Below are 21,586 nucleotides of genomic sequence, written 5' to 3' on the forward strand. Positions count from 1 at the left end.
GCGATGCCGATCAGCCCCGAAGACGAAGCGTTCCGCGAAGAGGTCCGCGCCTTCTTCGCGGCCGAACTGACGCCAGAGCTCCGCCGCGCAGGCAAGCTGATGACCTCGGTCTATGCCGACCACGCATCGCAAATGGCGTGGCAGGCGAAGTTGCATGCGAAGGGCTGGGCGGCGCCCGCCTGGCCCGTTGAATATGGCGGCTGCGACTGGAGCGTCGTCCAGCATCATATCTTTGCGAGCGAGCGCGTCCGCGCCGGCGCCCCGCCGGTATCGCCGATGGGGATCAAGATGTGCGGTCCCGCGATCATCGGCTTCGGCAGCGAGGAGCAGAAGGCTTTCTTTCTGCCGCGGATGCTGAACGGCGAGCATTTCTGGTGCCAGGGCTATTCGGAACCCGGCGCGGGGTCGGACCTTGCCGCGCTGCAGATGAAGGCCGTGCGCGACGGCGACGATCTGGTCTGTACCGGAACCAAGATCTGGACCACGCACGCCAATGTCGCGAACTGGATCTTCTGCCTCGTTCGCACGGCGAAAACCGACCGCAAGCAGCAGGGGATCAGCTTCCTGCTGATCGACATGAATTCGCCGGGGATCGAGGTACGCCCGATCATCATGGCGTCTGGCGAGCATATCCAGAACCAGATTTTCTTCGACAATGTCCGCGTTCCGGTCGCCAACGTGCTGGGTGAAATCGACAATGGCTGGACGGTTGCCAAATATCTGCTCGAATTCGAACGCGGCGGCAGCGCCTATGCTCCCGAGATCGAGGTCGCGCTTGATGGGCTGGCGCAACAGGTCGCGGCGCAGCCTGCGGGGCCGGCGCGTATTTTGCTCGACGTGCGGATCGCCGAAGCGCGGATCCGCTGCGACATCCTCGCGCGGCTCGAAAGCGATATCCTCTCTTGCCTGTCGGCGGGCGCTCCGACCGGGGCCGACGCGTCGATGATGAAGATCCTCGGTACCGAATTGAACCAGTACGTGACGGAACTCGCGCTCGATGCAGCGGGGCCGCTGGCGCGCGCGTTCCAGCCCGGTGTCGCGATGCCCGGCGGGCCGATCCCCGGCCATGTTCTCGACGATTATTGCAGCGGCGAGGTGTGGCAGGCGATCGCGCCGCTCCACTATCTCAACGAGCGCGCGAGCAGCATCTACGCCGGGACGAACGAGATCCAGCGCGGGATTTTGGCGAAGGCGGAACTGCGGATTTAGGTCAGCGCCATGTAGCGCGCGAGATGTTCATCGCGCGTGCCGAACTCGCTCTCGATCACCGTCAGCCGCTTGAAGAAAGCTGACACCGGGAGTTCCTCGGTCATTCCCATGCCGCCGTGCAATTGCACTGCATTCTGACCGACGAAGCGCCCGGCGTCGGCGATCGTGACCTTTGCGGCGCTGATCGCCTTCGCACGTTCGGCCGGATCGAGGTCGAGTGCGTCGGCCGCCAGCGCCGCCGCCGCCGCGGCGCGTCGCGCCTCGATATGCATGTCGACGAGCCGGTGCTGCACGACCTGAAAGCTTGAGATGGCCTTCCCGAACTGTTCACGCTGGACGCAATAATCGCGTGTGTCGGCAACGAGGCGCGCCATGATCGCTGCCGCTTCGGCGGCGATGGCGGCGGCTCCGAGATCGAGGATTTCGGCGATGTCTTCGGGCCCAACCTCCAGCCGCGCCTCGGCCGGGACGGTCACATCGTCGAGGAGTAGGTCGGCGGCGCTGCGACCGTCGATCGTCGGATAGGCCTTCATGGCCAGCGCCTCGCGCGCGATCAGGAAGGCGGCAGTGCCGTCGCCGGTCGCGGCGATGACGATCACCGCATCAGCTTCGGCCGCGCCGATCGCGAGAAGCTTGCCGCCCGACAGCCGCCAGCCTGCGGGATCCACCTCTGCGAGGGCGGGCTCGCGGTCGTCGATCGACGCCAGCGCAAGCTTCGCGTCCCCCGTCGCGACGCGCGGCAACCAATGCGCAGCGGCTTCGCAGCCCGCGCGGTCGAGCAGCGTGCCCGCGAGCAGCACGCATTCGAGATAGGGCAGGGCGATCGCGCGCGGCCCGAGCGCTTCGAGCACCGCAAAGCCGTCGCGCGGCGGCAGGCCGAGCCCGCCATGCGCCTCGGCAAAGGGCAGACCGAGAACGCCGGCGTCCGCCAGCGCCTGCCAGCCGTCGTCACCGGATTTGAGCCGGTCGAACCGCGCGGCGAGGGCATCGTGCAATTCCATTTCAACCGGCCTTTGCTTGCGGCGCGTCGCGCAGGATGACGTCGGCGGCGCGCCATGCCATCGCCATTGTCGGACCATTGGTATTGCCCGACGGTATCACCGGCATCACCGATGTGTCGATGACCCGCAGTGCCTCGACTCCGCGCACGCGCAGCGCCGGATCGACGACAGAAGACTCGTCCTTGCCCATCCGGCAACTGCCGACGGCGTGATAGCCGCAGGTGCCAAAACGGTCGTAAGCGTCCATGATTTCGGCATCGCTGTCGAAGGCCGGACCCGGCAGCGTTTCTTCGGCGATCATTCCCGCGAGCGGGGCCTGTCTCGCATAGTCGCGCATCACGCGTACGGCGCCGACCATCGCGGCGCGATCTTCTTCGGTGGCGCGGTAATTGGGTCTGAAGCTCGCCGCGGCATCGGGGTCGTGCGTCGCGATATGGATGCTGCCGCGCGAGGTCGGGCGCAGCGGATAGAGGACCGCGTTCATGCCCGGATGCTTTTCGAGTTGCGTGCGGCCGGTCGCCATGTCGAAGCTGAAAGGCGCGATCAGCATCTGGGCGTCGGGGCGGTTGAGCCCAGGCCGCGTCTTGAACCAGCCGCCGATTTCATAGGCCGCGGCCGACATCGGCCCGTCGCCGGTCAGATAATATTGCAGCGTCGCGAGCAGCAGGCGCCAGCCACCGAAGACGCGATTCTGCGACAGCGCTTCCTTTGTCAGCTTCCACTGCATGATGATGCCGCGATGCTCGATCAAGCCTTCGCCGACTTCGGGGCTGTGGTGGACAAGCGGGATGCCCAATGCGGCGAGACGATCGCTGTCGCCGATGCCTGACCGTTCGAGAATCGCCGGGCTTGCCATGGCGCCGCCGCATATGATCACCTCATGCGTCGCGTCGATGGTCTCGCGTGCGCCATTGTGCATCACTTCGACCCCGACCGCGCGGGTGCCGTCGAATAGCACCCGGTCGACGGTGCGATCAGTCAGGATGGTGAGGTTGGGGCGCTTTTCGGCGGGGCGCAGAAAGGCCTGCGCCGCACTCTGGCGCTTGCCCTTGAAGATGGTCCGCGGGGCATAGCCGATCGCGACCTGATCGTCGGGGGCGTTGACGTCGGGCTTGTTCGCCCAGCCCATCGCTTCGCCTGCCGCGACCTGCGCGTCCGAAATCGGCAGCCGCTGCGTCGGCATCGAAATTTTCATCGGCCCCGCATCGCCGCGCGTCTCGGCGCCTCCCAGTTCGTGATTCTCGAAGGCACGATAGGCGGCGCCGATATGCGTCCAGCCCCAATCGTCGCTCGATTTCTCGGCGATGGCGTCGAAATCGGCGGGCTGGCCGCGGACATACATCATCCCGTTGACCGAGGAAGATCCGCCGAGGACGCGCCCGCGCACCCAAGCCTCGGACTGGCCCGCGGTCGATTCTTCGGGCTCGCTCATATGGACCCACAGATGCTTCGGATCCTGCATCACCTTGGCGAGCCCCTTGGGCATCGAGATGAAGGGATGGCGGTCGCGCGGACCAGCCTCGATCAGTGCGACTCTGAGCTGCGGATTCTCCGACAATCGATAGGCAAGAACGCATCCCGCCGCCCCGGCACCGCAAATGATATAGTCGAAGCCCATCCTCATTATCCCTTGGTTCCGGCCACTTTTGCGGCGCTTTCAGCCTCTCCATAAAAAACTATTGTCATTAGGTAAAGGGTGGAATAGTCTGATCCCAACGATAAGGAGAGGATCTGCAAATGAGCAACGTTGCAGAAGTGGCACGCCCCGCGCGCAAGGTCACGACACTGGCGCAGCTGACGCCGAGCCAGATCGATGCGATTCGCAAGATTCCGGCCGAAAAGGACGCGGTCGTCGTCCCGTTCGGTGCGACGCGGCCCAATGCGATCTTCACGGGGCAGGAACGGTTCGACCTCGAACAGGAAAAAATCTTTCGCCGCTATCCGGTGCCCGTCACCGTGTCGGCGCTGCTCGAGCCCGGCAGTATCGTCGCTAACGACAGCTACGGCTTTCCGATGCTCGTCTCGCGCACCCGCGACGGGACGATCAGGGCCTTCGTCAACGCGTGCCAACACAAGGGATCGAAGCTGCTGGAGGACTGCGCGGTTCATAAACAGGGCCGCGTGACCTGTCCCTATCACGCCTGGACCTATGGCATCGACGGCAAGCTGATCGGCGTGTCGCGCAGCGAGGCGTTTCAGGATTTCGACAAGAGCCAGCGCGGCCTCGCCGAACTCGAAGCCCGCGAATGGGGCGGCATCGTTTATGTTCAGCTCAATCGGGACATCCCCGCTGACTGGTCGAACCTGTCGCAGCAGGTCGCCGACGATTTCACCGCGATCGGAATTCCCTCGGCGCATGTCTATGGCCGCAAGAGTTTCGACCTGAAAGCGAACTGGAAGGTCGTGCTCGAACCCTTTCTAGAAGGCTATCATGTCCAGCGGCTTCACGCTGCGTCGATCGGCGACAAATTTCAGGACGCGCCGAACATCGTCGATATGTTCGGGCCCAACATCCGGCAGGTGTCGGGACGCATCGGTTACGTCCCCGAAATGCTCGACGAAGACCCGGAGACGAATGTCCACAAGCTCGTCACCCACGCCTATACGGCTTTCCCCAACTGCGTCGTGGTGACGAGCCAATATTATACCAGCGTCATGCTGCTGATGCCGCGCGGCCCCGACCGCACCACGGTCGAATATTTCATGCTGACGCCTGAAGCGGCATCGACCCCGAAGGCCGAAGAGGTGTTTGCGCGCTCGTACGAACTGATCCTCAGCGTGTTCGGCGGCGAGGATTTCCGTGCTGCCGAGATCAGCCAGCAGGGGCTGAATGCAGGGGTGCCCGAAGAAACCGTCTATTGCGGGCTCGAGACCAATATCGTGCGCTATTATGAAGCGATCGAAGCGCTTCTGTGATTATTGAACCGGCAAAAGACCGGACGGAGAGGGATTGATGGCGCAGACTTTACCGAGCGCTATGGACTGGTGGGCACGGATGCGGCCCGAACAGCCGGCGGTGGTACTCGGCAGCGACCGGCTGAGCTATGGCGATTACAAGAGCTGGTCCGATCGCGTGGCGGTAATGCTCGAAGCCGACGGGTTACAGCCTGGCGACCGCGTCGCGATCTGCTCGACCAACAGCCTTGCCTATTGCGCGCTGATCATGGGGATCATCCGCGCGGGCGGGATCGTCAATCCGGTCAATTTCCGCTTCACGCCGCGCGAGATCCGCGAATTGTGCGAAACGACCGAGCCCCGCTTCGCCTTCGCGGCGCCCGATTTCGAAGCGAATGTGGCGGCCGCGGGATTGGCGCCGCGCGCGATGGCCGAGATCGAGGCATTGCGGCACGGCGCCGACGCGGCGCCCACCCATGATCCGCAGCCCGACGCTCCGGTGGTGATCATCGGGACGAGCGGCTCAACCGCGAAGCCCAAAGGCGTCGTGTTCACCAATCGCTCGATGACCGCTTACGCGGCGTGCTGGTCGCTCGAAGAAACATCCTCATCCCCCGGTGCGCGCGTCATCAGCCTTGCGCCGCTCAACACCTCGGCAGGCTTCGTCCAGCTGATGCATTACACCGTGCAGGGCTGCACCATTTTCATGGAGCCTGCCTTCGTCCCCGACGCGATCCTGCAATTGCTGCAGGACGAAAAGATCAACTGTTTCGGTGCGGTGCCGACCTTTTTCGAGGCGATCGCACGCTGTCCCGGGTTCGCCGATGCCGACCTGTCGTCGATCCGTCTTGCGACCGCAGGCGGCGCGCGGGTCAGCCGGCAATTGCTCGATATCTGGAAGACGAAGGGCATCACGATCCGCCAGATCTACGGCCAGACCGAGGTCGGCGGGAATGTGACGATGATGCCCGAGCATCTGGCGATCGAAGAACCCGAGAAATGCGGCTGGGGGGGCATCTTCATGGAGGTGCGCGTGCTGCGCCCCGACGGCAGCCCCTGCGATCCGGGCGAGGCGGGCGAGATCGTGATGCGCTCGCCCGGCATGATGCAGGGCTATTGGCGCAACGCGCAAGAGACCGCGAAGGCGATCCGCGACGGCTGGCTCTGGTCGGGCGATATCGGGACGCTCGACGAGCGCGGCCTGCTGACCTTCGTCGACCGGATGAAGGATCTGATCATCTCGGGCGGGCTCAACATCTCCGCGGCCGAGGTCGAGCGGGTGGTGTGCGAATTTCCGGGCGTCGTCGAGGCGCTGGCGATCGCGGCGCCCGACGCGAAGTTCGGCGAGACGCCGTTTGTCGTCTATCATGGCGCGGCCGAGGTCGATGTCGCGGCGCTGATCGACCACTGCAATACCAATCTCTCGAACTACAAGGTGCCGCGCTACGTCGCCTTTTCGGCCGACCCGCTACCGCGTCTGGCCACCGGAAAATTGTCCAAACCCGCAGTGCGCGCGCTGTACGCCGGCGCGCACGAGACGATGGAGCGCGTGCGATGAGGAGCAATCTATGACCGCCCTTGGGCTCGCCGCCGCGCCGGTGCCGCCGCATATCCCGGCGCACCTCGTCTTCGATTTCGACATCTATGCCGATCCGCGCATCGGCGAGGATGTTCAGGGAACCTATTCTGCGGCACTTGCGGACGCGCCCGACATTTTCTGGACGCGCCTCAACGGCGGGCACTGGATCGTCAAGAGCTTCGACGCGATCAGCCAGGTCGTGCTCGATCCCGAGCATTTCTCGGTCCGCGAGATGCAGATTCCGCGCGTCGAAAACCCGCCCTTCTTCATTCCGCTCAGCCTCGATCCACCCGAAAATCTGCCGTATCGCCGCGCGATGATGCCGATGTTCGGGCCTGCCGCGATCAAGGAGCTGGAACCGCGCATCCGCGAATGGGCGGTCGAGCTGGTCGACGCTGTCGCCGCGAACGGCGCGTGCGATTTTCAGGCCGATCTGGCGAAGCTGTTTCCCGTCAGCGTCTTCATGGAACTGATGGGCATGGACCTGTCGCGGCTCCATGATTTCCGGGCGCTCGCCGAAGCCTTTTTCTCGGCGCAGAACGATGAAGCCGAACTCGGCCGGCTCAGCGCCGCGATCCTTGGCGAGATGAAGGCGCTGATCGAGGCCAAGAAGGCGGCACCCGACGACAAGTTGATGTCGCATTTCATCCAGGTCGACATCGACGGCCGGACGATGAGCGACGACGAAATCCTCGCGATGAGCTTCGTGCTCTTTCTCGGCGGGATGGACACGGTAACGAACGTGACCGGCTTCGCCTTTCAGCAGCTCGCGAAAATGCCCGATGTGCAGGCGCGGCTAGCCGCCGATCCTTCGCTCATCCCCGCCTTCGCCGACGAGGCGGTGCGCCTCTATGGCGTCGTCAACACGCCGCGACTGGTCGTGCAGGACCAGCAGATCGGCGAGGCGCAGTTCCGCGCGGGCGAGATGGTGCTCAACATCCTCTGCCTCGGCAGCCGCGATCCGGCAAAGTTCGATGCGCCGAACGCGTTCGACCTCGACCGCAAGAAGACCGCGCATCTGACCTTCTCGTCGGGCCCGCACCTCTGCGTCGGCCATGTTCTCGGCCGCGCCGAGCTGCGTATCCTGACGGAGGAATGGGTAAAGCGTGTACCCGCCTTTCAGGCGACGCCGGGTGAAAAACATGCCTTCCGCATCGGCACGGTGATGGCGCTCGAAACGCTGCCCCTCGAGTGGACGGTGGCGGCCTGATCATGGATGCGAATGACGGCGCCGATGCGCCTTACTGGAACGGATTGGCCGAAGGCCGGCTGATGCTCCCGCGATGTGGCGGATGCGGCGACTGGCTGTGGCCAGCGGTGAGTCGGTGCGGGGCTTGTGGCAGCGAGACGGTCGAGTGGATCGAGCGCCCGATGCGCGCGACGATCTTCTCGTGGACGCGGACCTGGCACCGTTTCGGCTTTACCGAAAGCCTCGACCTGCCGTTCGTTTCGATCGTCGCGACCGTCGACGATTGCGGCATCCGCCTGCTCGGCCGCCTCGACGATCTCGAGCGGATCGATCCGGTGATCGGCGAAGCGATCGCTGGCCGGATCGGCGCAACGCGCGTCGGTACGCGCGATATTCCCACGATCATCTGGAGCCGCGGCTGATGCATCCGCTTTATGGAACAACCGCCGTCGCCGGGATCGGTATGCGCCAGTACAGGCGTGGCGCTTCGCCGCTTCCCGAGCAGGGCGTGCTTGTCGAGGCGATCCTTGCCGCCTGCGCCAATGCGGGCTTCGCCCCCGCCGAGATCGACGGTTTCGTCTCCTACGGCGACGACAAGAACGAGCCCGTCCGGCTGATGCCGGCGCTGGGTACGCGCGAACTCAAATGGTCGAGCGTGGTATGGGGCGGCGGCGGCGGCGGGGTCGCGGGCGCGTTCGGGCTTGCGGCTGCGGCGATCCTGTCGGGGCAGGCGAGTGCGGTGATCGTCTTTCGTGCGCTGGTCGAGGGATCGAGCGGGCGCCTCTCGGCGGCGGTGATGGCGCACCACCTTAACGATCATATGCTCGCCGCCGGGATCGTCGCGCCGGCGCAGGTGTGCGCGATCCGCGCCAACCGCATGTACGAACATCATGGCGTGCCGGCGTCGGTTGCCGAGGAACTGGTGCGTGCTTCCTATTATCACGGGTCGCGCAACCCCGAAGCGGTCGCTTATGGCAGCGAATTCGACCTGGAAGAGATGCGCAGTTCGCGCTGGATCGCCGAGCCGTTCCGGCTGTTTGATTGCAGCCGCGAAAATGACGGCGCCGCCGCCTTCCTGATGGTATCGGCCGAACGCGCTCGCGACCTCAAGACGCCGCCGATCTATCTGCTCGGCTGTGCTAACGGTGCCGAGAAGGGGTGGGGGGACCTGCTCGAAAATGACGATGAAGCACTCTATCCGACTGCGGGCTTCCGGCCGATTGCACGGCGCCTGTATGCGGATACCGGGCTGTCGCCCGCCGACATCGACGTCGTCCAGCTCTACGAGAATTTCAGCGCGCAGGGCGTCGCCTCGCTGATCGATCACGGTTTTTGCACCTATGAGAATGTCGCCGAGGTCGTTCGCTTCGACAATCTGATCGCGCCGACCGGGAAGCTGCCGGTCAACACCGGCGGCGGGAATTTCGCGCAGGGCTTCATCCACGGCATCGGCACCGCTTACGAGGCAGTGAAGCAACTGCGCGGCGAGTCCGCCAATCCGGTCGCTGATGCGAAACTCTGCCTGCTCGCGGGCGGACCCGGCGCGCCGACGGTCAGCTCGGCGATTTTCGGGAACGAAGTGCCCTAGCTCGGCTCAGCCCGCGGCCGCGTTGAGCGACTTGCCCATCGATCCCTGTTCCAGACGGGCGCGTACGCCGGTCAGGAAGATGCGCAGCGATTCAATGAACAGTTCTTCGTCGTCGAAGGGGCTGTCGGCGATCGCCTTGGCCAGATTGGGATATTTGTCGGGATCGACAAAGGGCATCGGGTCGACGCCGCGCGCACGGGCCGCGGCCTCGAACAATGCGGTGCCATAGGTCAGCCGCTCGATCGCCTCGATCACGACGAGCTGGATCGAGGTCGGGAATGGCTCGTCGCGCGCCGCGCGATCATAGGCTGCGAGCAGCATATGCTTCGGGAAATAGCGCAGGATCAGCGGCGCAGCATTGGGGTGCGTCAGCAGCGCGCGGCGCGTCGAGACACAAATCGCGACGATGCGTTCCTCATAGGATTCGTCGCCGCTGTCCATCAGCGTGATGCGCACCAGCATGATCCGCGCGACTTCCTGCAGCAGCTCCGACTTGTCCTTGAAATGATGGTAGAGCGACGGCGGGCGCACACCGAGCTTCTTGGCGACGAGACCGAGGCTCAGTTCCTCGAGCCCATGCTCGTCGATTACCTCGAGCGCAGCTTCGGCCGCACTGCTGCGCGAGATCAGCGGTTTGGAAGGTCGTGCCAAGAAAATATCCCCTGTTTCGGCCGCTCATGGCAGCCGCGAGGCGCATGCGCCAGCCTAAAAGGAGTCGGTTTACCGCTCATCGCAACATCAGGCCCCCGTCGACGACGAGGCTTTGCCCGGTGATGTAGGAGGCTTCGGACGAGGCGAGGAACAGCGTGGCGGCCGCGACTTCGGGGGGCGTTCCGAAGCGCCGCACCGGGATCATGCGCAGCGTATTTCCGGCCTTGCGCTCGTCGGCGCGGACGTCCGCGGTCATCCGTGTCTCTATGAAACCAGGGGCGACCAGATTGACGCGCACACCGTCGCGCGCCCACTGGTCGGCGACCGCGCGGGTAAAACCGAGGAGTCCGGTCTTGCTGGCGGTATAGGCCGGGGCATAGCCGATCGCGATGAAGCTGGCGCACGAGCCGACATTGACGATGCAGCCGCCGCGTTCTCGCAGGGCCGGGTGGAACATATAGCATAGTTCGACTGCCGCGTTGAGGTTGACCTCGATCACGCGGCCATAGCCGTCCATCGAATATTCGTCGGTATGCGACTGACCGGCATTGTTGACGAGAATGTCGATGGGGCCGGCTGCCTCGACGAGCGCGGCGCGGTCGGCGGGCTGGTCCATACGGGCGCGAACATAGATGAAGCGCGATAGATCGTCGTCATAATCCGCGGCGTTCACCCGCGTGCCCGTAATGACGACCTCGGCCCCCGCATCGGCGAAGGCTTGCGCGATGCCGAGACCGATCCCTTGCGTGCCGCCGGTGACGAGTGCGCGCTTCCCCTGAAAGTCGAACCGGATCATCGTCGCTCTCCCTTGTCTATAAAACTATTGAAGTTAGATAAGGCGAAGCGCAGTCTTTTTGCAAGCAAGAGAGAGGATGCGTAATGGCGAAAGGATTGCAGCGGGCGACTTTCGTCGCGCGCGACGGCTTCAGGCTGGTCGCGGATCGCGGTGGCAGCGCGGACGCGCCGGCGGTGATCCTGCTCCACGGCGGCGGGCAGACGCGGCACAGCTGGAGCCGCGCGGTCGATCACCTGCTGGCGGCGGGCTTTCAGGTCATCAACTATGATGCGCGCGGGCATGGCGAAAGCGATTGGTCGCCCGAAGGAGCCTATCAGCTCGCCGATCGCGCCGGGGATCTTGTCGCGGTAACGGCCTCGCTCGGGGTGCCGTTCGTCTTGGTTGGAGCATCGCTCGGTGGCGCCACATCGATCGTTGCGATCGATCGCGGCCTGCGTCCGGCCGGACTGGTTCTGGTCGATATCGTCCCCGAACCCGACCCGCGCGGGATCGATCGCATCGTTTCCTTCATGCGCGGTCACCCCGACGGCTTCGCAACAATCGACGAGGCCGTCGCTGCGGTTGCCGCCTACAATCCCCGGCGTGCCGTCGCGCCCGACGGGCAGGGGCTGATGAAGAACCTGCGCGAAGGGAATGACGGTCGCCTTCGCTGGCACTGGGATCCGCGCATTATCGCCTACGCGCCATCGCATCATCATGGCGTCGTCCAGCGCGCGACAGGCACGCTGGCCGCACAGCCCGACCTTCCCGTGCTGCTCGTCCGGGGGCTCTCCAGCGACGTGGTCAGCGATGCGGGCGTCGAGGCTTTTCGCGCCACATTGCCGTGGCTCGAGGTGGTCGATGTGGCGGGGGCGGGGCACATGGTCGCGGGGGATCGCAACGACGCGTTCAACGATGCGGTGATCGGATTCGCACGGCGCACCGTGTCAGTCAAAGCTCCGCACTAATCCATATTTATCACAGTAAATCAGTGCTTTGAATGGATTTTCTAAAAACCTTACGGCGTTAATTTTCTCGATTGACTTTAAATCTAATGGTCGTAGGTTATTGCTCAAGGCCGCAGATGACGGCCCGATTTTTGGAGAGGACCCGTCATGGACCGCAGTGCTTCGCTTCGCGCTATCCGCCACGCCTGCCTGGCTTCGATCATTGTCGCTGCCGGGGTGGCCATTCCGGCCTATGCCCAGACCCCCGTGACCGCTCCGGTGCCTGCACCCGAGGACACGACGTCCGCGCCGACGGAGGGCGAAATCATCGTCACCGCGCGCCGCCGCGACGAACGTCTGATCGACGCGCCGGTTGCGATCACCGCATTGGGCGGTGCCGCGCTCGACAATTATGCCGTCACCGAATTCAGCGACATGGCTTCGCTCGTCCCGACGATGGTCGCGGGCAAGGCTGCCTCGGGCTCGTCGGCCAGCATCTTCCTGCGCGGCGTCGGTTCGACCGCGCTCAGCGCCGGGTTCGACCAGTCGGTTTCCTTCGTCGTCGACGGCATGCCGATGAGCCGCGGGCGTGAAATCAGCCTCAGCCAGTATGACGTCCAGCGTATCGAGGTGCTGAAGGGGCCCCAGGCGCTCTTCTTCGGCAAGAACGCGACCGGCGGCCTGATTTCGGTAAGCACCAACAACCCGAAAGATGTATTCGAGGCGGGCTTCAAGGCCGGCTATGGTTTCGAGGCGCAGGAAAAATATGGCGAGGGCTATATTTCGGGGCCGCTCGCCGACACGCTGCGTGCACGCCTTGCATTCCGCCTGTCCGACAGCGAAGGCGCCTTCACCAACACGGCGGCCGAAACCTATCTCGATCCGCTTGGCATGGAACGTCACCGCAACAGCAAATATCGCGGTTACGGCCGGACGTATAGCGGCCGCCTCACGCTCGAATGGGATGCGGCGCCGAACCTGACCTTCCAGCTCAAGACAGGTTACACCGACCAGAAGGATGGCGGTCCGACCGATATCGTCGAACGTATCTGCGGTGGTGGTCGCGTCACGCCCTTCTCGCCCAATCCCTTCGGCGGACCCGCCGGCATTCCGCCGAGCCCCAACGCCGACTGCCGGATCGACGGCCGTTCGGACAGCTCGACGATCCCCCTCGCGGTCGCGCAGGCCAATTATCGTTATGCCGGCGACGGGCATATGTATTCGCGGCTGAAATCGGGTTTCGGGATTCTGACCGGGACGCTGACCACCGACGTGTTCGACGTCACCTCAATCACCTCCTATTACCGCTTCAAGCAGACCGACCTCAACAATGTGTCGGGTGAGGCTTATCCTGCGACCTTCTCGCAGCTCGCCGACTATCGCCAGACGTCGGAAGAATTGCGCTTCCAGTCCAAGTGGGACGGCCCGGTGAATGTGCTGTTCGGCCTCTTCGCGTCGAGCAACAAGTTCATCTTCAATACCGACGCCTATATCTTCCCGGTGCCGATCAGCCCGGTGACCGACACCTATGTCACCTTCAAGCGCGACAATGGCTTTTCGGGCAGCTCGATGTCGGCGTTCGGCGAGGTCACCGCGAATCTGACCGACTCGATCGAACTCGCGGGCGGCGCACGCTGGAGCTATGAATCGCGCGACAGCTATCAGGCGTCGCTCCCGGCGCACCTTGGCTTTGCGGCGGCGTTCCCAGCCGGGTTGCGTCTCGACGACCGCTACCGCGAAAGCGACGTCTCGCCGCAGGTGACGCTGCGCTACAAGCCTTCGCGCGACCTGACCTTCTATGCCGCGTACAAGGAGGGCTTCAAATCGGGCGGGTTCAACATCTCGCAGACGCTGACGCCGGCTGCAACCGTGGCAGCGGGCCAGTTCGGCGCCGAGCGCGCTCGCGGCGGAGAGGTTGGCGCGCGCGCGATCCTGATGGGCGGTGCCTTGTCGCTCAACGCGACGGCCTATTATTATGACTATCTCGACCTGCAGGTGCAGAACTTCGATCCGGTGACCATCGGTCAGGTCGTTGCCAACGCGGGCACGCTCCGCGTCAAGGGGATCGAGGGAGACTTCAACTGGCGCTCGGGCGGCTTCTCGCTGCGTGGCGCGGCGGCATTCAACGATGCCAAGTACAAGGACTATATCGGTCAGTGCTATGGCGGGCAGACGATCGCCGCGGGCTGTAACCTGCTGGCGCCGGCGCCGGGAGCCGCTTTCACCAGCCAGGATTATGATGGCCGCACGCCGCCGAAGGCACCGCGTTTCGCCGGGCGGATCGGGGCCAGCTATGACATGCCGCTGACGGACTCGGGCTGGACGCTGCAAATGTCGAGCGACGTCAGCTACACGGGGAAGTATAATTTCACCGATACGCTGCGCCCCGATGCAGTCCAGAAGGCCTATACGAAGCTCGATGCCGCGCTGCGCGTCAACGGTCCGGACGATCGCTGGACGGTCGGTCTGATCGGCCGCAACCTAACCAACAAGTTGGTCGTGACCGCAGCGAACGACATTCCGTTTGCCGGTGGCACGGGTACCGGAACCGCCGGGCCGGGCGTCCTCGCCGACATGTCGGCGTTCGTCGATAACCACCGCGAAATCTATGTCGAGGTGGGCTTCAAGTTCTGATCGACTGTGAGCATAAACGGGAAGGCCCGCCTGTTAATGGCGGGCCTTCTTGCGCCCGCGTCGGACGAGGCAGGGAAGGGCATATGGCCAAGCTGATTGTGGTGACGCGTGACGGGACCGAACATGAGATCGAAGGCGACACCAGCCTGACCGTGATGGAGAATATCCGCGACGCGGGCTTCGACGAACTGCTGGCGCTGTGCGGGGGTTGCTGCAGCTGCGCGACGTGCCACGTCCACATCGAAGGCGGCGACAAGAGCGCGATGCCGACGATGAGCGAGGACGAGAACGACCTGCTCGATTCGACGACCGACCGCGACGACAGCTCGCGCCTGTCGTGCCAGATCCCCTTCAGCGACGCGCTCGACGGCCTCCGCGTCCGGATCGCCGCCGAGGACTAAATGTCGCTGGCAACGCGGCATGGTTTCCTGCGGCCGGCGCCACCGATCGTTGCAATATGGGCAGCATGGCCCGGTCGCCCCATTATGCGATTTTGAATTCGGGCGGCGGCAGGCTGAGCCGCGTGTCCGCCACCGCCTCGCCGCGGAAGAAGCGCACCAGCAGATCCTGCACGTCGGGATGCGCCTCGAATACGTTGTGGCCTGCATTCTCGACGCGCACGTGCGTCTTGCGCCGGAACTGCGCCGCGACCTCGTCCTGCTCGGCGAGCACCGTGCGGCCATCGAGCGAACCGGCGATCAGCAGCGCGGGATGGTCGCTGCGGATCGGCGCGCGGAAATCTTCGCCCAGATCGACGCCCGGAATGAGGCCCGCGATCTGCGGCATCGGGAAGTTCAGCGCCTTGCCCAGCACGGCGGTTTTCCCCTCGCGCTGCACCTGTGCCAGCCGCGCGGGCGAAATGCCCGAGGCGAGGTCCATCGCCTCGGGCATGCCGCGGAAGCTGAACATGTCGGCGGGGTCGCCGAGGAACTCCGCCAGCATGTCGGTCTTGCCGGCGTCGAGTTCCAGATACATGGCCGGCAGCATCGCCAGGCCACGCGGATTGGCGACCAGCCCGCCCGCGATCAACTGCACGCCAAAGCCGCCCATGCGGATCTCGCCCGGTGCGCCGTGCAGCGTTACCTGCATCGTCAGCGGCTGGGCTTCCAGCCTGCTATGGACACGGCGCATCAGCGCCAGCAGGTCGGGCACTGCGGCGCGCGCGGCGGGATCGGTGCCCAGCAGTGTATCGACCTCGCGCAGATAGGCGTCGCTGCGCGCAGGTAGCTTCACCGTCTGGTCCAGCCCCTCCAGACTGGACAGCGCGACGTGGCTCACGCGATCGCCATGCCGCTTGAGCACGCAGAGTGCCAGATGCGAGCCATAGCTGGTGCCCCACAGGCTGATCTTCTCCGCGCCCAGATGACGGCGCAGGTCGTCGATGTCGTCGGCGCTCTGTTCGGTGTTATAGCCGGCCATCGCCACCCCGGCCCGCGTCCAGTCGGCCCAGGCATTGCGGAACTCGTCGCGGTAATGCGCCGTCATCGCGGCCTCGGTGAAGATCGGCAGCGGGCGCTTCGATACCGGGCGTTCGGGGATCGTGCTCGACAGGCCGGTACCGCGCTGGTCGAAGGCGATCACGTCGGCGACCGCGCGCAGCGCCATGAAAATCGGGAAGCGGGGCCCGGTTGCTGCGCCCGATCCCTCGCCGCCCGGTCCGCCGGCCAGATAGACGATCGGCGGGCCCGGCCGCGCTGCGGTCGAAGGGAAACGGACATAGCCCAGCCGGATTTTCCGCGAGCGCGGGTCGCGGCGGTCCTCCGGCACCTCGAAGAAGCCGCGCACCGCATCGGTCTCCTCGCCGCGCCGGTCCTTGAACCGGAAGGGGCCGGCCTGCAGCGGCGATACCGTCTGAGCCAAAGCCCGGACAAAGGCCAGAGCGGGAAGGGCGAGGGCTGCGGCGATCACGGCGCGGCGATTGAATGGTGGATTGTGCATGCCCCTCGGCTGAGCCCTTTGCGCCGCCCGGCGCTACCCCGCATCGGTCAATGGCAGCGCCTCATCGGCGAATAGCGGTGCATCCCGGCGAATGGCACCCTAGAGGAAAAGCATGCTGCGATTCTTGCTCACCGCCATCTTCCTGATCGCGCTTGCGCCTCCCGCCTTCGCTCAGGAATTGTCGTGGCAGACCTGCCACGGCACAACCGGCCAAGCCGGACCGGTGCTGCGCGATTGCCGCCCGGTCGAGGATTTCATCGATCCGCAAGGGCGCGAGCTGTGGGTCCGTTCCGCCGTCGAGGTCCCCGCCGATGCCCGGCCCCGAGCCTTTTACATCGCGGGCGTAGCGTCATCCGAAGTCTGGCTGAACGGGCGGCGGCTGGGGGACAATGGCCGCCCCGGCGCCACGCCGCAGACCGAGGTGCCGGGGCGCTATCAGGCGATCTTCCCGATCCCGGACACCGCATGGCAGCCGGGCAAGAATATGCTGGTCGTGCATCTCTCATCCTTTCACGGCGGGCTGCATTTCGCCCGCCCGATGAGCGCGATGGGTGTCTGGCCCTATCCCTTTCCACAGCCTGCCGCGCTGTTGGCGCTGACCTTTGTGGCGGCAGGAACCTTGCTCGCCGCGGCGTTTGGCTTTGGCGTCATCCATGCGATGCGCCGCACGGGGTCGAGCCTGATCCTTGCCGCCATGGCGGGTGTCGCCACGCTTCAGGCCGTGGTCGAGAGCCTGCGGATGCTGTTCGACTATGCCTATCCGCTGCACGCCTGGCGGATGAGCGCCATCTGGGTGCTGGCTGCGGCCTTTGCGATCCTGCTGGTCGCCTATGTCACCGCCCGGTTCCTGCCCCGCGCGCGCGGGCTGATGATCGGTCTGGCGCTCGGTCTGGTCGGCGCGACGGCCCTGTTGTCCGGTTTCGACGCGAAGACGGTGTGGGCGTTGACTATAGGCGTGATGCTCGCCGTCGTGCCGACCGTGGCGGGCGTGCGGTCGCGCATTCCCGGCGCGCGACCGGCGCTTGCCTGGCTGGTGCTGTTCCTTGTGCTGGCCTTTGACTCCCCCGAATGGCTGGCGGATCTTTCCTATTTTCTGCTTGCTGCGGGTCTCGTGCTGCCGCTGCTGATGGTCGAAGTCGTACGGCTGGGCCGCGACGATCGCGAGCGCGAGGCCGCGCTGACGCGCGCCGCGAGCCGTCCCGATCGCCTGACCGTCGCCTCGGCGCGCGGCGTCGAACTGATACCGATCGCCGAGATTCTCGCCGTGGTCGGGGCCGATGATTATGTCGAACTGCGTCTGGCAGGTGGCCGCACTTTGTTGCACAGCGCGCGCCTCGACGGACTGATCGCCGAGTTGCCGTCCAGCTTTCTGCGCATCCACCGCTCGGTGATTGCCAATCTTGCGCAGGTGCAGCGCCTCGAACGTGAGGGCGATCGCTGGCGGCTCCACTTGCGCGAAGGCGCGCCCCTGCCTGTCAGTCGATCCCGTCAGCCCGCTCTGCGCGAAGCTCTGGAGGTTTCAACATTCCTCGGCGGCATCGACGCAGCGGCAGGCAATAGCACCAGTCAGTAGCGGGACGGGTGTTGAGAGCGGGACAAGTCGAATTGGACAGAATGATATCGATCCAACAGCCGAGGATCGGTTGGATTTCTGGGAGCTTGTAAAGACCAATCCGACCTGCATCGGTCTGGAACTTGGAGGGTAGCGGGAACCGCAAAGTATCCATAAGCGCTTTAAATGCGTCGCTTTCTGCATTCCATCAGCCGCCTGGCCCCCAAAATGGCCCCCAAAGTCGATTGGTGGCCCCTCGCAGACGGTCTCCAGCTACGCTCAGCCCTACGTCCGAAAACGACCGATTGCGGACATTGCGAGCATCGCTTAGCGTGATCCAAATCTGTTATGGGGCTCGCGCATGAACTGGATTTCTGGACTGTTTGGTAACGCCGAAGGCGCGGAGGACGATCCGATCATACCGGTTCCTTTCCCGCCCCTTATTACGTTACTTCAGCAGCACGAGACTGCGAAGGGATCTGCGCTCACCGAGGCCGAAGTGTTGGATATACGCGATGGGGCTGTCTGCATGACGATGAAACGGTCTCGCGCTGAACAGCTTGCTGCAAGCAGAGGTTTTCCTGACATCGATCCCGCAAATGCTTGGGAAGAGTGGCTCCACGCCCGACACCAAAATTCTGATTAGTCTGCCGTCCGCTTACCACCCCAATTCGAGCCGTCGGCCGCCGATCGGGATGCGATGGCAGGAACCGACCGTTTGCGGACGTTCTATGGGATGGGCGGCCCGCCAAAACGACGTTCGGCGTTACCTCGGCCAGCGCCGCAGTGGCTCTTCTCGGGCAAGTGCGACGGTCGCATCGTCCTTTTCTTGGATGTTGATGACGTGCTTGGCGGAGAAGGGTAGCTCCGTGCCAAGCCAGAACTCGTCATTTTTGGCGATGGCATCCGGCTCGTTATCGAGAACGCCGAGATAGCCTCGCGAGGTTCTCTCACGGACAAGAACCCACATGCGTTCAACAGCCACGCTCTCGGTCGCGTTGTCGACGCTGATTCGGAAAATGAGCTTTGCAAAATCACCGGGTTGAAGGCCTTCCCGCCGTTGTTGCTCGGGCAGCCAGAAAGTTTCGGGTGCGTCGGCGTGGCGAGCCTCCCCATCCTCAAGGCACCACCCGTCAATCTCAAAGTCTGGCTCACGCATCACATGATGCTTAGCTTAACGGGGGATATTTGCAATGCGCCTCAGCCGTCTAAAACCTGCTAGCCCACTCCAGCGGTTAAGAGCCGCTGGATGTAATGGCAGCAACCGACCGAAGTTTGCCGTTCCAGACCGATCCGGTCGTGCTTACAATCGGACATTCGCTTCGATTAATATGCCTTGGGAGAAATGGGATGGCGATGGTCGCGTTTTATGCGTTGGCGTCAATTTTGGTCATAAGTTCCCCAAGTGCATGGGCACGCCAACATCCCTACGAAAACTCAAAGCCGAGCGCGGCAGATGTTCAATGGGTCGAAGCACGGCGTATCAATCCTACGATGGATGGAAATGGAGCTGATCACGCTCGCGTCAGAGAGCTTCGCTGCCAAACTATGCCTATCCGCCAATTCGATCCGGCAGGAGACCGCTGGAATCTGGAAGCGGTTGCTCGGTGTCAATACAAAGTCGCATTCAGTTCCGACACCGGTTGGGCACCGCCGATTTCCAAAAATGCCGTTTTCATTTATCTGCGCGATGGTTGCGGAGAGGCTGGGCAAGAAGCAGATTTGTGGTGCTTTATGTGGCACATTGGAGACTAACGACCGATTGTGGACATTCACCTTTGCTGGCAAATTCCGTCGAATGGCAGATGAACTTGCAAAGGCGATCACCCACGTAATCTGTTCCCGGCGCCCGGTAGGTTGACGGCTCGGTTAAAGAAATGATGTCCGCTTCCCACCCCGTTGTCGCCGTTCGATACAAATCGGGACGCGATGGCAGCAAGCGACCGTTTGCGGATGTAGGCGCGCGCTCTATAGTTTGAGATCATGAATCCACTGATCACTATTGAAGACGTGTTTGATATTCCGGCTTGGGGCGGGTTGATCGTAGTTCCGGGGCCGCTTGTCGCGGATGGCCCCGCTAGGCCTGAAGGCTCAGTGCTGCTCAAGCGCCCCGACGGTACCACCATGTCGGCAGTGCTGCGTATGGGAGAGGTCTTTCAGACTCCTCCCCCCAAGGAACGGCGATGGGCGTGCCTGCTCAAAGGCGTCCAAACTGCTGACGTGCCGATCGGAACCGAGATTTGGCCCTCAGAATAATTTTCGCTTTCGATCGATAGCGAACATGCGTCGATTAGCGGGCGAGCATCACTTCGGGATCGCGATCTAATGAGCCCCCCTCTATGAGGCGACCATCGTCAGTAACCACTACGGGTCCGTGTCCAACTAGCATTTGGTCCAAAGCACCCGTCTCAACATAAGCCCGCGACTGATAGTAAAAGGCCCATCCTTTAGAAAGGCGCTCTGGGCCAGCCGGAAGCGCTAACAACGATTCTCCGAGTTCCCGCTCCTTGGCGGTGAGAAAGGATGCGAACGTACGAACTGGCGACGCCTTATTCGGGGCTGACAAATTAGGGCGATACGCTTCCACGTTTCCAGCATCAACGGCTGCAAAGGTGCGGCTCTTGAGGATACCCATACCTTCGCTGACGCTGGCCGTGATGATTGCTGGCGGCTCCTGATCTGCCGCCGTCCGCAAAAGGGCAACGAACTGTTCGCCGGTCTCTCGCCACCAAATCCGATAGGATTTATATTCTTCATGGGCTGCCATCGGGCGATTATACAACGTTTGCACACGATGTCAGCTAACCACCCCGTTCCCGCCGTTCACGGTCGATCTGGGTGCAACGACAGCAATCGACCGATTGTGGACATTGCTGCAATCGGTTTCTGCCGCCATGTTCAACACATGGTCGATTCTTCTTTGTCTTTTGCCGATGCTCGCCTTCGGGAAGCCGTTGACGCGGTCTACCGCCATTTCGCCATGACGGCACCATCGACGATAGAGGGATGTCCTTGTTGCGTCGGCACGCGAAACGTTGATGTTTTGCTGACAACCCCCCTGCGGGACATCACTGGCCAATCGCTTTGGCGTTATGTGTCCGGCGTATATTATACGATAGGTGGCGATCGAGACTTCCGATACTTACTCCCGCGCATTCTAGAAATATCGGTTACCGATCCGGGCAATGCTAACAATCCAGAAATCGTACTGAACAAGTTAGGCTTGGCACGTTGGCGGTCGTGGGCGCCCGACGAACAGCGGGCGGTAATCGAGCTATTGGACGCTTGGTTCGAGCGGGCGCTGGCGCGAGACTTGTCGGAAGCCGAAGATGGTTGGGTGGGCCAGGAAGCCGAAAGCGTCATTTGCGGAGCCGCGCTCGCCGGGTTCCCGCTCGGTCGCTGGCTGGCTCGTTTGACCGAACCATTTGCAATGCCGGTCTTGAGTGATTTGAAGAACAGATTTCCTAGTGAGCTATCACCGTTCTGGGAGCAGTCACCAGGCGGTCAGAGGGAGCTGTCGACCATCCTGACGCAGGCGCGGGCTTAGGTCAGCTCTCCACCCCATTTGCGTCGCTGACCGCCGATCTCGATGCGATGGTAGGAAACGACCGGTGTGGTCGATTAGCTG

20 protein-coding genes are annotated in these 21,586 nt (G+C 63.5%); 13 read left to right on the forward strand and 7 right to left on the reverse strand.

Features of this window, described 5'->3' with window-relative positions:
* The first annotated feature begins 3 nt into the window (after nt 1-3).
* The gene (locus ACQY80_RS14540; RefSeq protein WP_428681054.1) at nt 4-1,209 is read left to right on the forward strand and encodes an acyl-CoA dehydrogenase family protein; all 1,206 of its coding nucleotides are present in this window, start codon (nt 4-6) and stop codon (nt 1,207-1,209) included.
* On the opposite strand, the gene ACQY80_RS14545 is transcribed toward ACQY80_RS14540, so the two are convergent.
* Complete coding sequence (locus tag ACQY80_RS14545) at nt 1,206-2,210, reverse strand: acyl-CoA dehydrogenase family protein (protein WP_428681056.1); 1,005 nt, start codon at nt 2,208-2,210, stop codon at nt 1,206-1,208. The genes ACQY80_RS14540 and ACQY80_RS14545 overlap by 4 nt on opposite strands.
* 1 nt (nt 2,211) lies before the next feature.
* A complete protein-coding gene (locus ACQY80_RS14550; protein WP_428681058.1) occupies nt 2,212-3,828 on the reverse strand; it encodes a GMC family oxidoreductase in 1,617 nt (538 codons plus the stop codon).
* A 119-nt stretch (nt 3,829-3,947) separates the two neighbouring features.
* On the opposite strand from ACQY80_RS14550, the gene ACQY80_RS14555 reads away from it, so the two are divergent.
* The 5 genes from ACQY80_RS14555 to ACQY80_RS14575 are packed head-to-tail and all read left to right on the forward strand — an operon-like array spanning nt 3,948 to nt 9,461.
* The gene (locus tag ACQY80_RS14555) at nt 3,948-5,126 is read left to right on the forward strand and encodes an aromatic ring-hydroxylating oxygenase subunit alpha (RefSeq protein WP_428681060.1); all 1,179 of its coding nucleotides are present in this window, start codon (nt 3,948-3,950) and stop codon (nt 5,124-5,126) included.
* A 37-nt stretch (nt 5,127-5,163) separates the two neighbouring features.
* The gene (locus ACQY80_RS14560) at nt 5,164-6,663 is read left to right on the forward strand and encodes a class I adenylate-forming enzyme family protein (protein ID WP_428681062.1); all 1,500 of its coding nucleotides are present in this window, start codon (nt 5,164-5,166) and stop codon (nt 6,661-6,663) included.
* Nucleotides 6,664-6,673: 10 nt separating this feature from the next.
* On the forward strand, nt 6,674-7,894 hold the full coding sequence (locus tag ACQY80_RS14565; protein WP_428681064.1) for a cytochrome P450: 1,221 nt from the start codon (nt 6,674-6,676) through the stop codon (nt 7,892-7,894).
* Between the two features lie 2 nt (nt 7,895-7,896).
* Nucleotides 7,897-8,295, forward strand: a complete 399-nt coding sequence (locus ACQY80_RS14570) for a Zn-ribbon domain-containing OB-fold protein (RefSeq protein ID WP_428681066.1) — start codon at nt 7,897-7,899, stop codon at nt 8,293-8,295.
* On the forward strand, nt 8,295-9,461 hold the full coding sequence (locus ACQY80_RS14575) for a thiolase C-terminal domain-containing protein (protein WP_428681068.1): 1,167 nt from the start codon (nt 8,295-8,297) through the stop codon (nt 9,459-9,461). The genes ACQY80_RS14570 and ACQY80_RS14575 overlap by 1 nt, the downstream gene beginning before the upstream one ends.
* Before the next feature lie 6 nt (nt 9,462-9,467).
* Here the strand turns inward: ACQY80_RS14575 and ACQY80_RS14580 are convergent, their stop codons facing one another.
* Both ACQY80_RS14580 and ACQY80_RS14585 read right to left on the reverse strand, forming a co-directional pair.
* Nucleotides 9,468-10,112, reverse strand: coding sequence for a TetR/AcrR family transcriptional regulator (locus tag ACQY80_RS14580; protein WP_428681070.1), 645 nt, complete (start codon nt 10,110-10,112; stop codon nt 9,468-9,470).
* Between the two features lie 76 nt (nt 10,113-10,188).
* Nucleotides 10,189-10,908 (reverse strand): SDR family NAD(P)-dependent oxidoreductase, encoded by a 720-nt coding sequence (locus ACQY80_RS14585; RefSeq protein WP_428681072.1) that lies wholly within the window; start codon nt 10,906-10,908, stop codon nt 10,189-10,191.
* Between the two features lie 83 nt (nt 10,909-10,991).
* On the opposite strand from ACQY80_RS14585, the gene ACQY80_RS14590 reads away from it, so the two are divergent.
* The 3 genes from ACQY80_RS14590 to ACQY80_RS14600 all read left to right on the forward strand — a co-directional run bounded on the left by ACQY80_RS14590 (nt 10,992) and on the right by ACQY80_RS14600 (nt 14,869).
* A complete protein-coding gene (locus ACQY80_RS14590; RefSeq protein ID WP_428681074.1) occupies nt 10,992-11,855 on the forward strand; it encodes an alpha/beta fold hydrolase in 864 nt (287 codons plus the stop codon).
* 147 nt (nt 11,856-12,002) lie between these two features.
* Nucleotides 12,003-14,468, forward strand: a complete 2,466-nt coding sequence (locus ACQY80_RS14595; RefSeq protein ID WP_428681076.1) for a TonB-dependent receptor — start codon at nt 12,003-12,005, stop codon at nt 14,466-14,468.
* An 83-nt stretch (nt 14,469-14,551) separates the two neighbouring features.
* Nucleotides 14,552-14,869 carry a 2Fe-2S iron-sulfur cluster-binding protein gene (locus tag ACQY80_RS14600; protein WP_428681078.1) on the forward strand — a complete coding sequence of 106 codons (318 nt, stop codon included), beginning with the start codon at nt 14,552-14,554 and terminating at the stop codon, nt 14,867-14,869.
* Nucleotides 14,870-14,951: 82 nt separating this feature from the next.
* Here the strand turns inward: ACQY80_RS14600 and ACQY80_RS14605 are convergent, their stop codons facing one another.
* A complete protein-coding gene (locus tag ACQY80_RS14605) occupies nt 14,952-16,406 on the reverse strand; it encodes an alpha/beta fold hydrolase (RefSeq protein WP_428681080.1) in 1,455 nt (484 codons plus the stop codon).
* 112 nt (nt 16,407-16,518) lie between these two features.
* On the opposite strand from ACQY80_RS14605, the gene ACQY80_RS14610 reads away from it, so the two are divergent.
* Nucleotides 16,519-17,979, forward strand: coding sequence for a LytR/AlgR family response regulator transcription factor (locus ACQY80_RS14610; RefSeq protein ID WP_428681082.1), 1,461 nt, complete (start codon nt 16,519-16,521; stop codon nt 17,977-17,979).
* 340 nt (nt 17,980-18,319) lie between these two features.
* Nucleotides 18,320-18,604, forward strand: a complete 285-nt coding sequence (locus tag ACQY80_RS14615) for a hypothetical protein (RefSeq protein WP_428681084.1) — start codon at nt 18,320-18,322, stop codon at nt 18,602-18,604.
* Between the two features lie 120 nt (nt 18,605-18,724).
* On the opposite strand, the gene ACQY80_RS14620 is transcribed toward ACQY80_RS14615, so the two are convergent.
* Nucleotides 18,725-19,117 carry a hypothetical protein gene (locus ACQY80_RS14620; RefSeq protein ID WP_428681086.1) on the reverse strand — a complete coding sequence of 131 codons (393 nt, stop codon included), beginning with the start codon at nt 19,115-19,117 and terminating at the stop codon, nt 18,725-18,727.
* 191 nt (nt 19,118-19,308) lie between these two features.
* Between ACQY80_RS14620 and ACQY80_RS14625 the strand changes: the two genes are divergently transcribed.
* Nucleotides 19,309-19,713, forward strand: a complete 405-nt coding sequence (locus tag ACQY80_RS14625) for a hypothetical protein (protein WP_428681088.1) — start codon at nt 19,309-19,311, stop codon at nt 19,711-19,713.
* Between the two features lie 535 nt (nt 19,714-20,248).
* Here the strand turns inward: ACQY80_RS14625 and ACQY80_RS14630 are convergent.
* On the reverse strand, nt 20,249-20,725 hold the full coding sequence (locus ACQY80_RS14630) for a YrhB domain-containing protein (protein WP_428681090.1): 477 nt from the start codon (nt 20,723-20,725) through the stop codon (nt 20,249-20,251).
* Nucleotides 20,726-20,821: 96 nt separating this feature from the next.
* On the opposite strand from ACQY80_RS14630, the gene ACQY80_RS14635 reads away from it, so the two are divergent.
* Entirely contained in the window at nt 20,822-21,505 is a 684-nt protein-coding gene (locus ACQY80_RS14635; RefSeq protein ID WP_428681092.1) for a hypothetical protein, read from the forward strand.
* Nucleotides 21,506-21,586: the final 81 nt, after the last annotated feature.

The sequence above is a fragment of the Sphingopyxis sp. genome, assembly GCF_965279755.1.
In the GTDB taxonomy this organism is placed as follows: domain Bacteria; phylum Pseudomonadota; class Alphaproteobacteria; order Sphingomonadales; family Sphingomonadaceae; genus Sphingopyxis.

Bases quoted from the DNA above. Each gene is read 5' to 3' on its own strand.
- ACQY80_RS14540 (WP_428681054.1), top strand. From the start codon at position 4: ATGCCGATCAGCCCCGAAGACGAAGCGTTCCGCGAAGAGGTCCGCGCC.
- ACQY80_RS14545 (WP_428681056.1), bottom strand. From the start codon at position 2,210: ATGGAATTGCACGATGCCCTCGCCGCGCGGTTCGACCGGCTCAAATCC.
- ACQY80_RS14550 (WP_428681058.1), bottom strand. From the start codon at position 3,828: ATGGGCTTCGACTATATCATTTGCGGTGCCGGGGCGGCGGGATGCGTT.
- ACQY80_RS14555 (WP_428681060.1), top strand. From the start codon at position 3,948: ATGAGCAACGTTGCAGAAGTGGCACGCCCCGCGCGCAAGGTCACGACA.
- ACQY80_RS14560 (WP_428681062.1), top strand. From the start codon at position 5,164: ATGGCGCAGACTTTACCGAGCGCTATGGACTGGTGGGCACGGATGCGG.
- ACQY80_RS14565 (WP_428681064.1), top strand. From the start codon at position 6,674: ATGACCGCCCTTGGGCTCGCCGCCGCGCCGGTGCCGCCGCATATCCCG.
- ACQY80_RS14570 (WP_428681066.1), top strand. From the start codon at position 7,897: ATGGATGCGAATGACGGCGCCGATGCGCCTTACTGGAACGGATTGGCC.
- ACQY80_RS14575 (WP_428681068.1), top strand. From the start codon at position 8,295: ATGCATCCGCTTTATGGAACAACCGCCGTCGCCGGGATCGGTATGCGC.
- ACQY80_RS14585 (WP_428681072.1), bottom strand. From the start codon at position 10,908: ATGATCCGGTTCGACTTTCAGGGGAAGCGCGCACTCGTCACCGGCGGC.
- ACQY80_RS14590 (WP_428681074.1), top strand. From the start codon at position 10,992: ATGGCGAAAGGATTGCAGCGGGCGACTTTCGTCGCGCGCGACGGCTTC.
- ACQY80_RS14595 (WP_428681076.1), top strand. From the start codon at position 12,003: ATGGACCGCAGTGCTTCGCTTCGCGCTATCCGCCACGCCTGCCTGGCT.
- ACQY80_RS14600 (WP_428681078.1), top strand. From the start codon at position 14,552: ATGGCCAAGCTGATTGTGGTGACGCGTGACGGGACCGAACATGAGATC.
- ACQY80_RS14605 (WP_428681080.1), bottom strand. From the start codon at position 16,406: ATGCACAATCCACCATTCAATCGCCGCGCCGTGATCGCCGCAGCCCTC.
- ACQY80_RS14610 (WP_428681082.1), top strand. From the start codon at position 16,519: ATGCTGCGATTCTTGCTCACCGCCATCTTCCTGATCGCGCTTGCGCCT.
- ACQY80_RS14615 (WP_428681084.1), top strand. From the start codon at position 18,320: ATGAACTGGATTTCTGGACTGTTTGGTAACGCCGAAGGCGCGGAGGAC.
- ACQY80_RS14620 (WP_428681086.1), bottom strand. From the start codon at position 19,117: ATGCGTGAGCCAGACTTTGAGATTGACGGGTGGTGCCTTGAGGATGGG.
- ACQY80_RS14625 (WP_428681088.1), top strand. From the start codon at position 19,309: ATGGCGATGGTCGCGTTTTATGCGTTGGCGTCAATTTTGGTCATAAGT.
- ACQY80_RS14630 (WP_428681090.1), bottom strand. From the start codon at position 20,725: ATGGCAGCCCATGAAGAATATAAATCCTATCGGATTTGGTGGCGAGAG.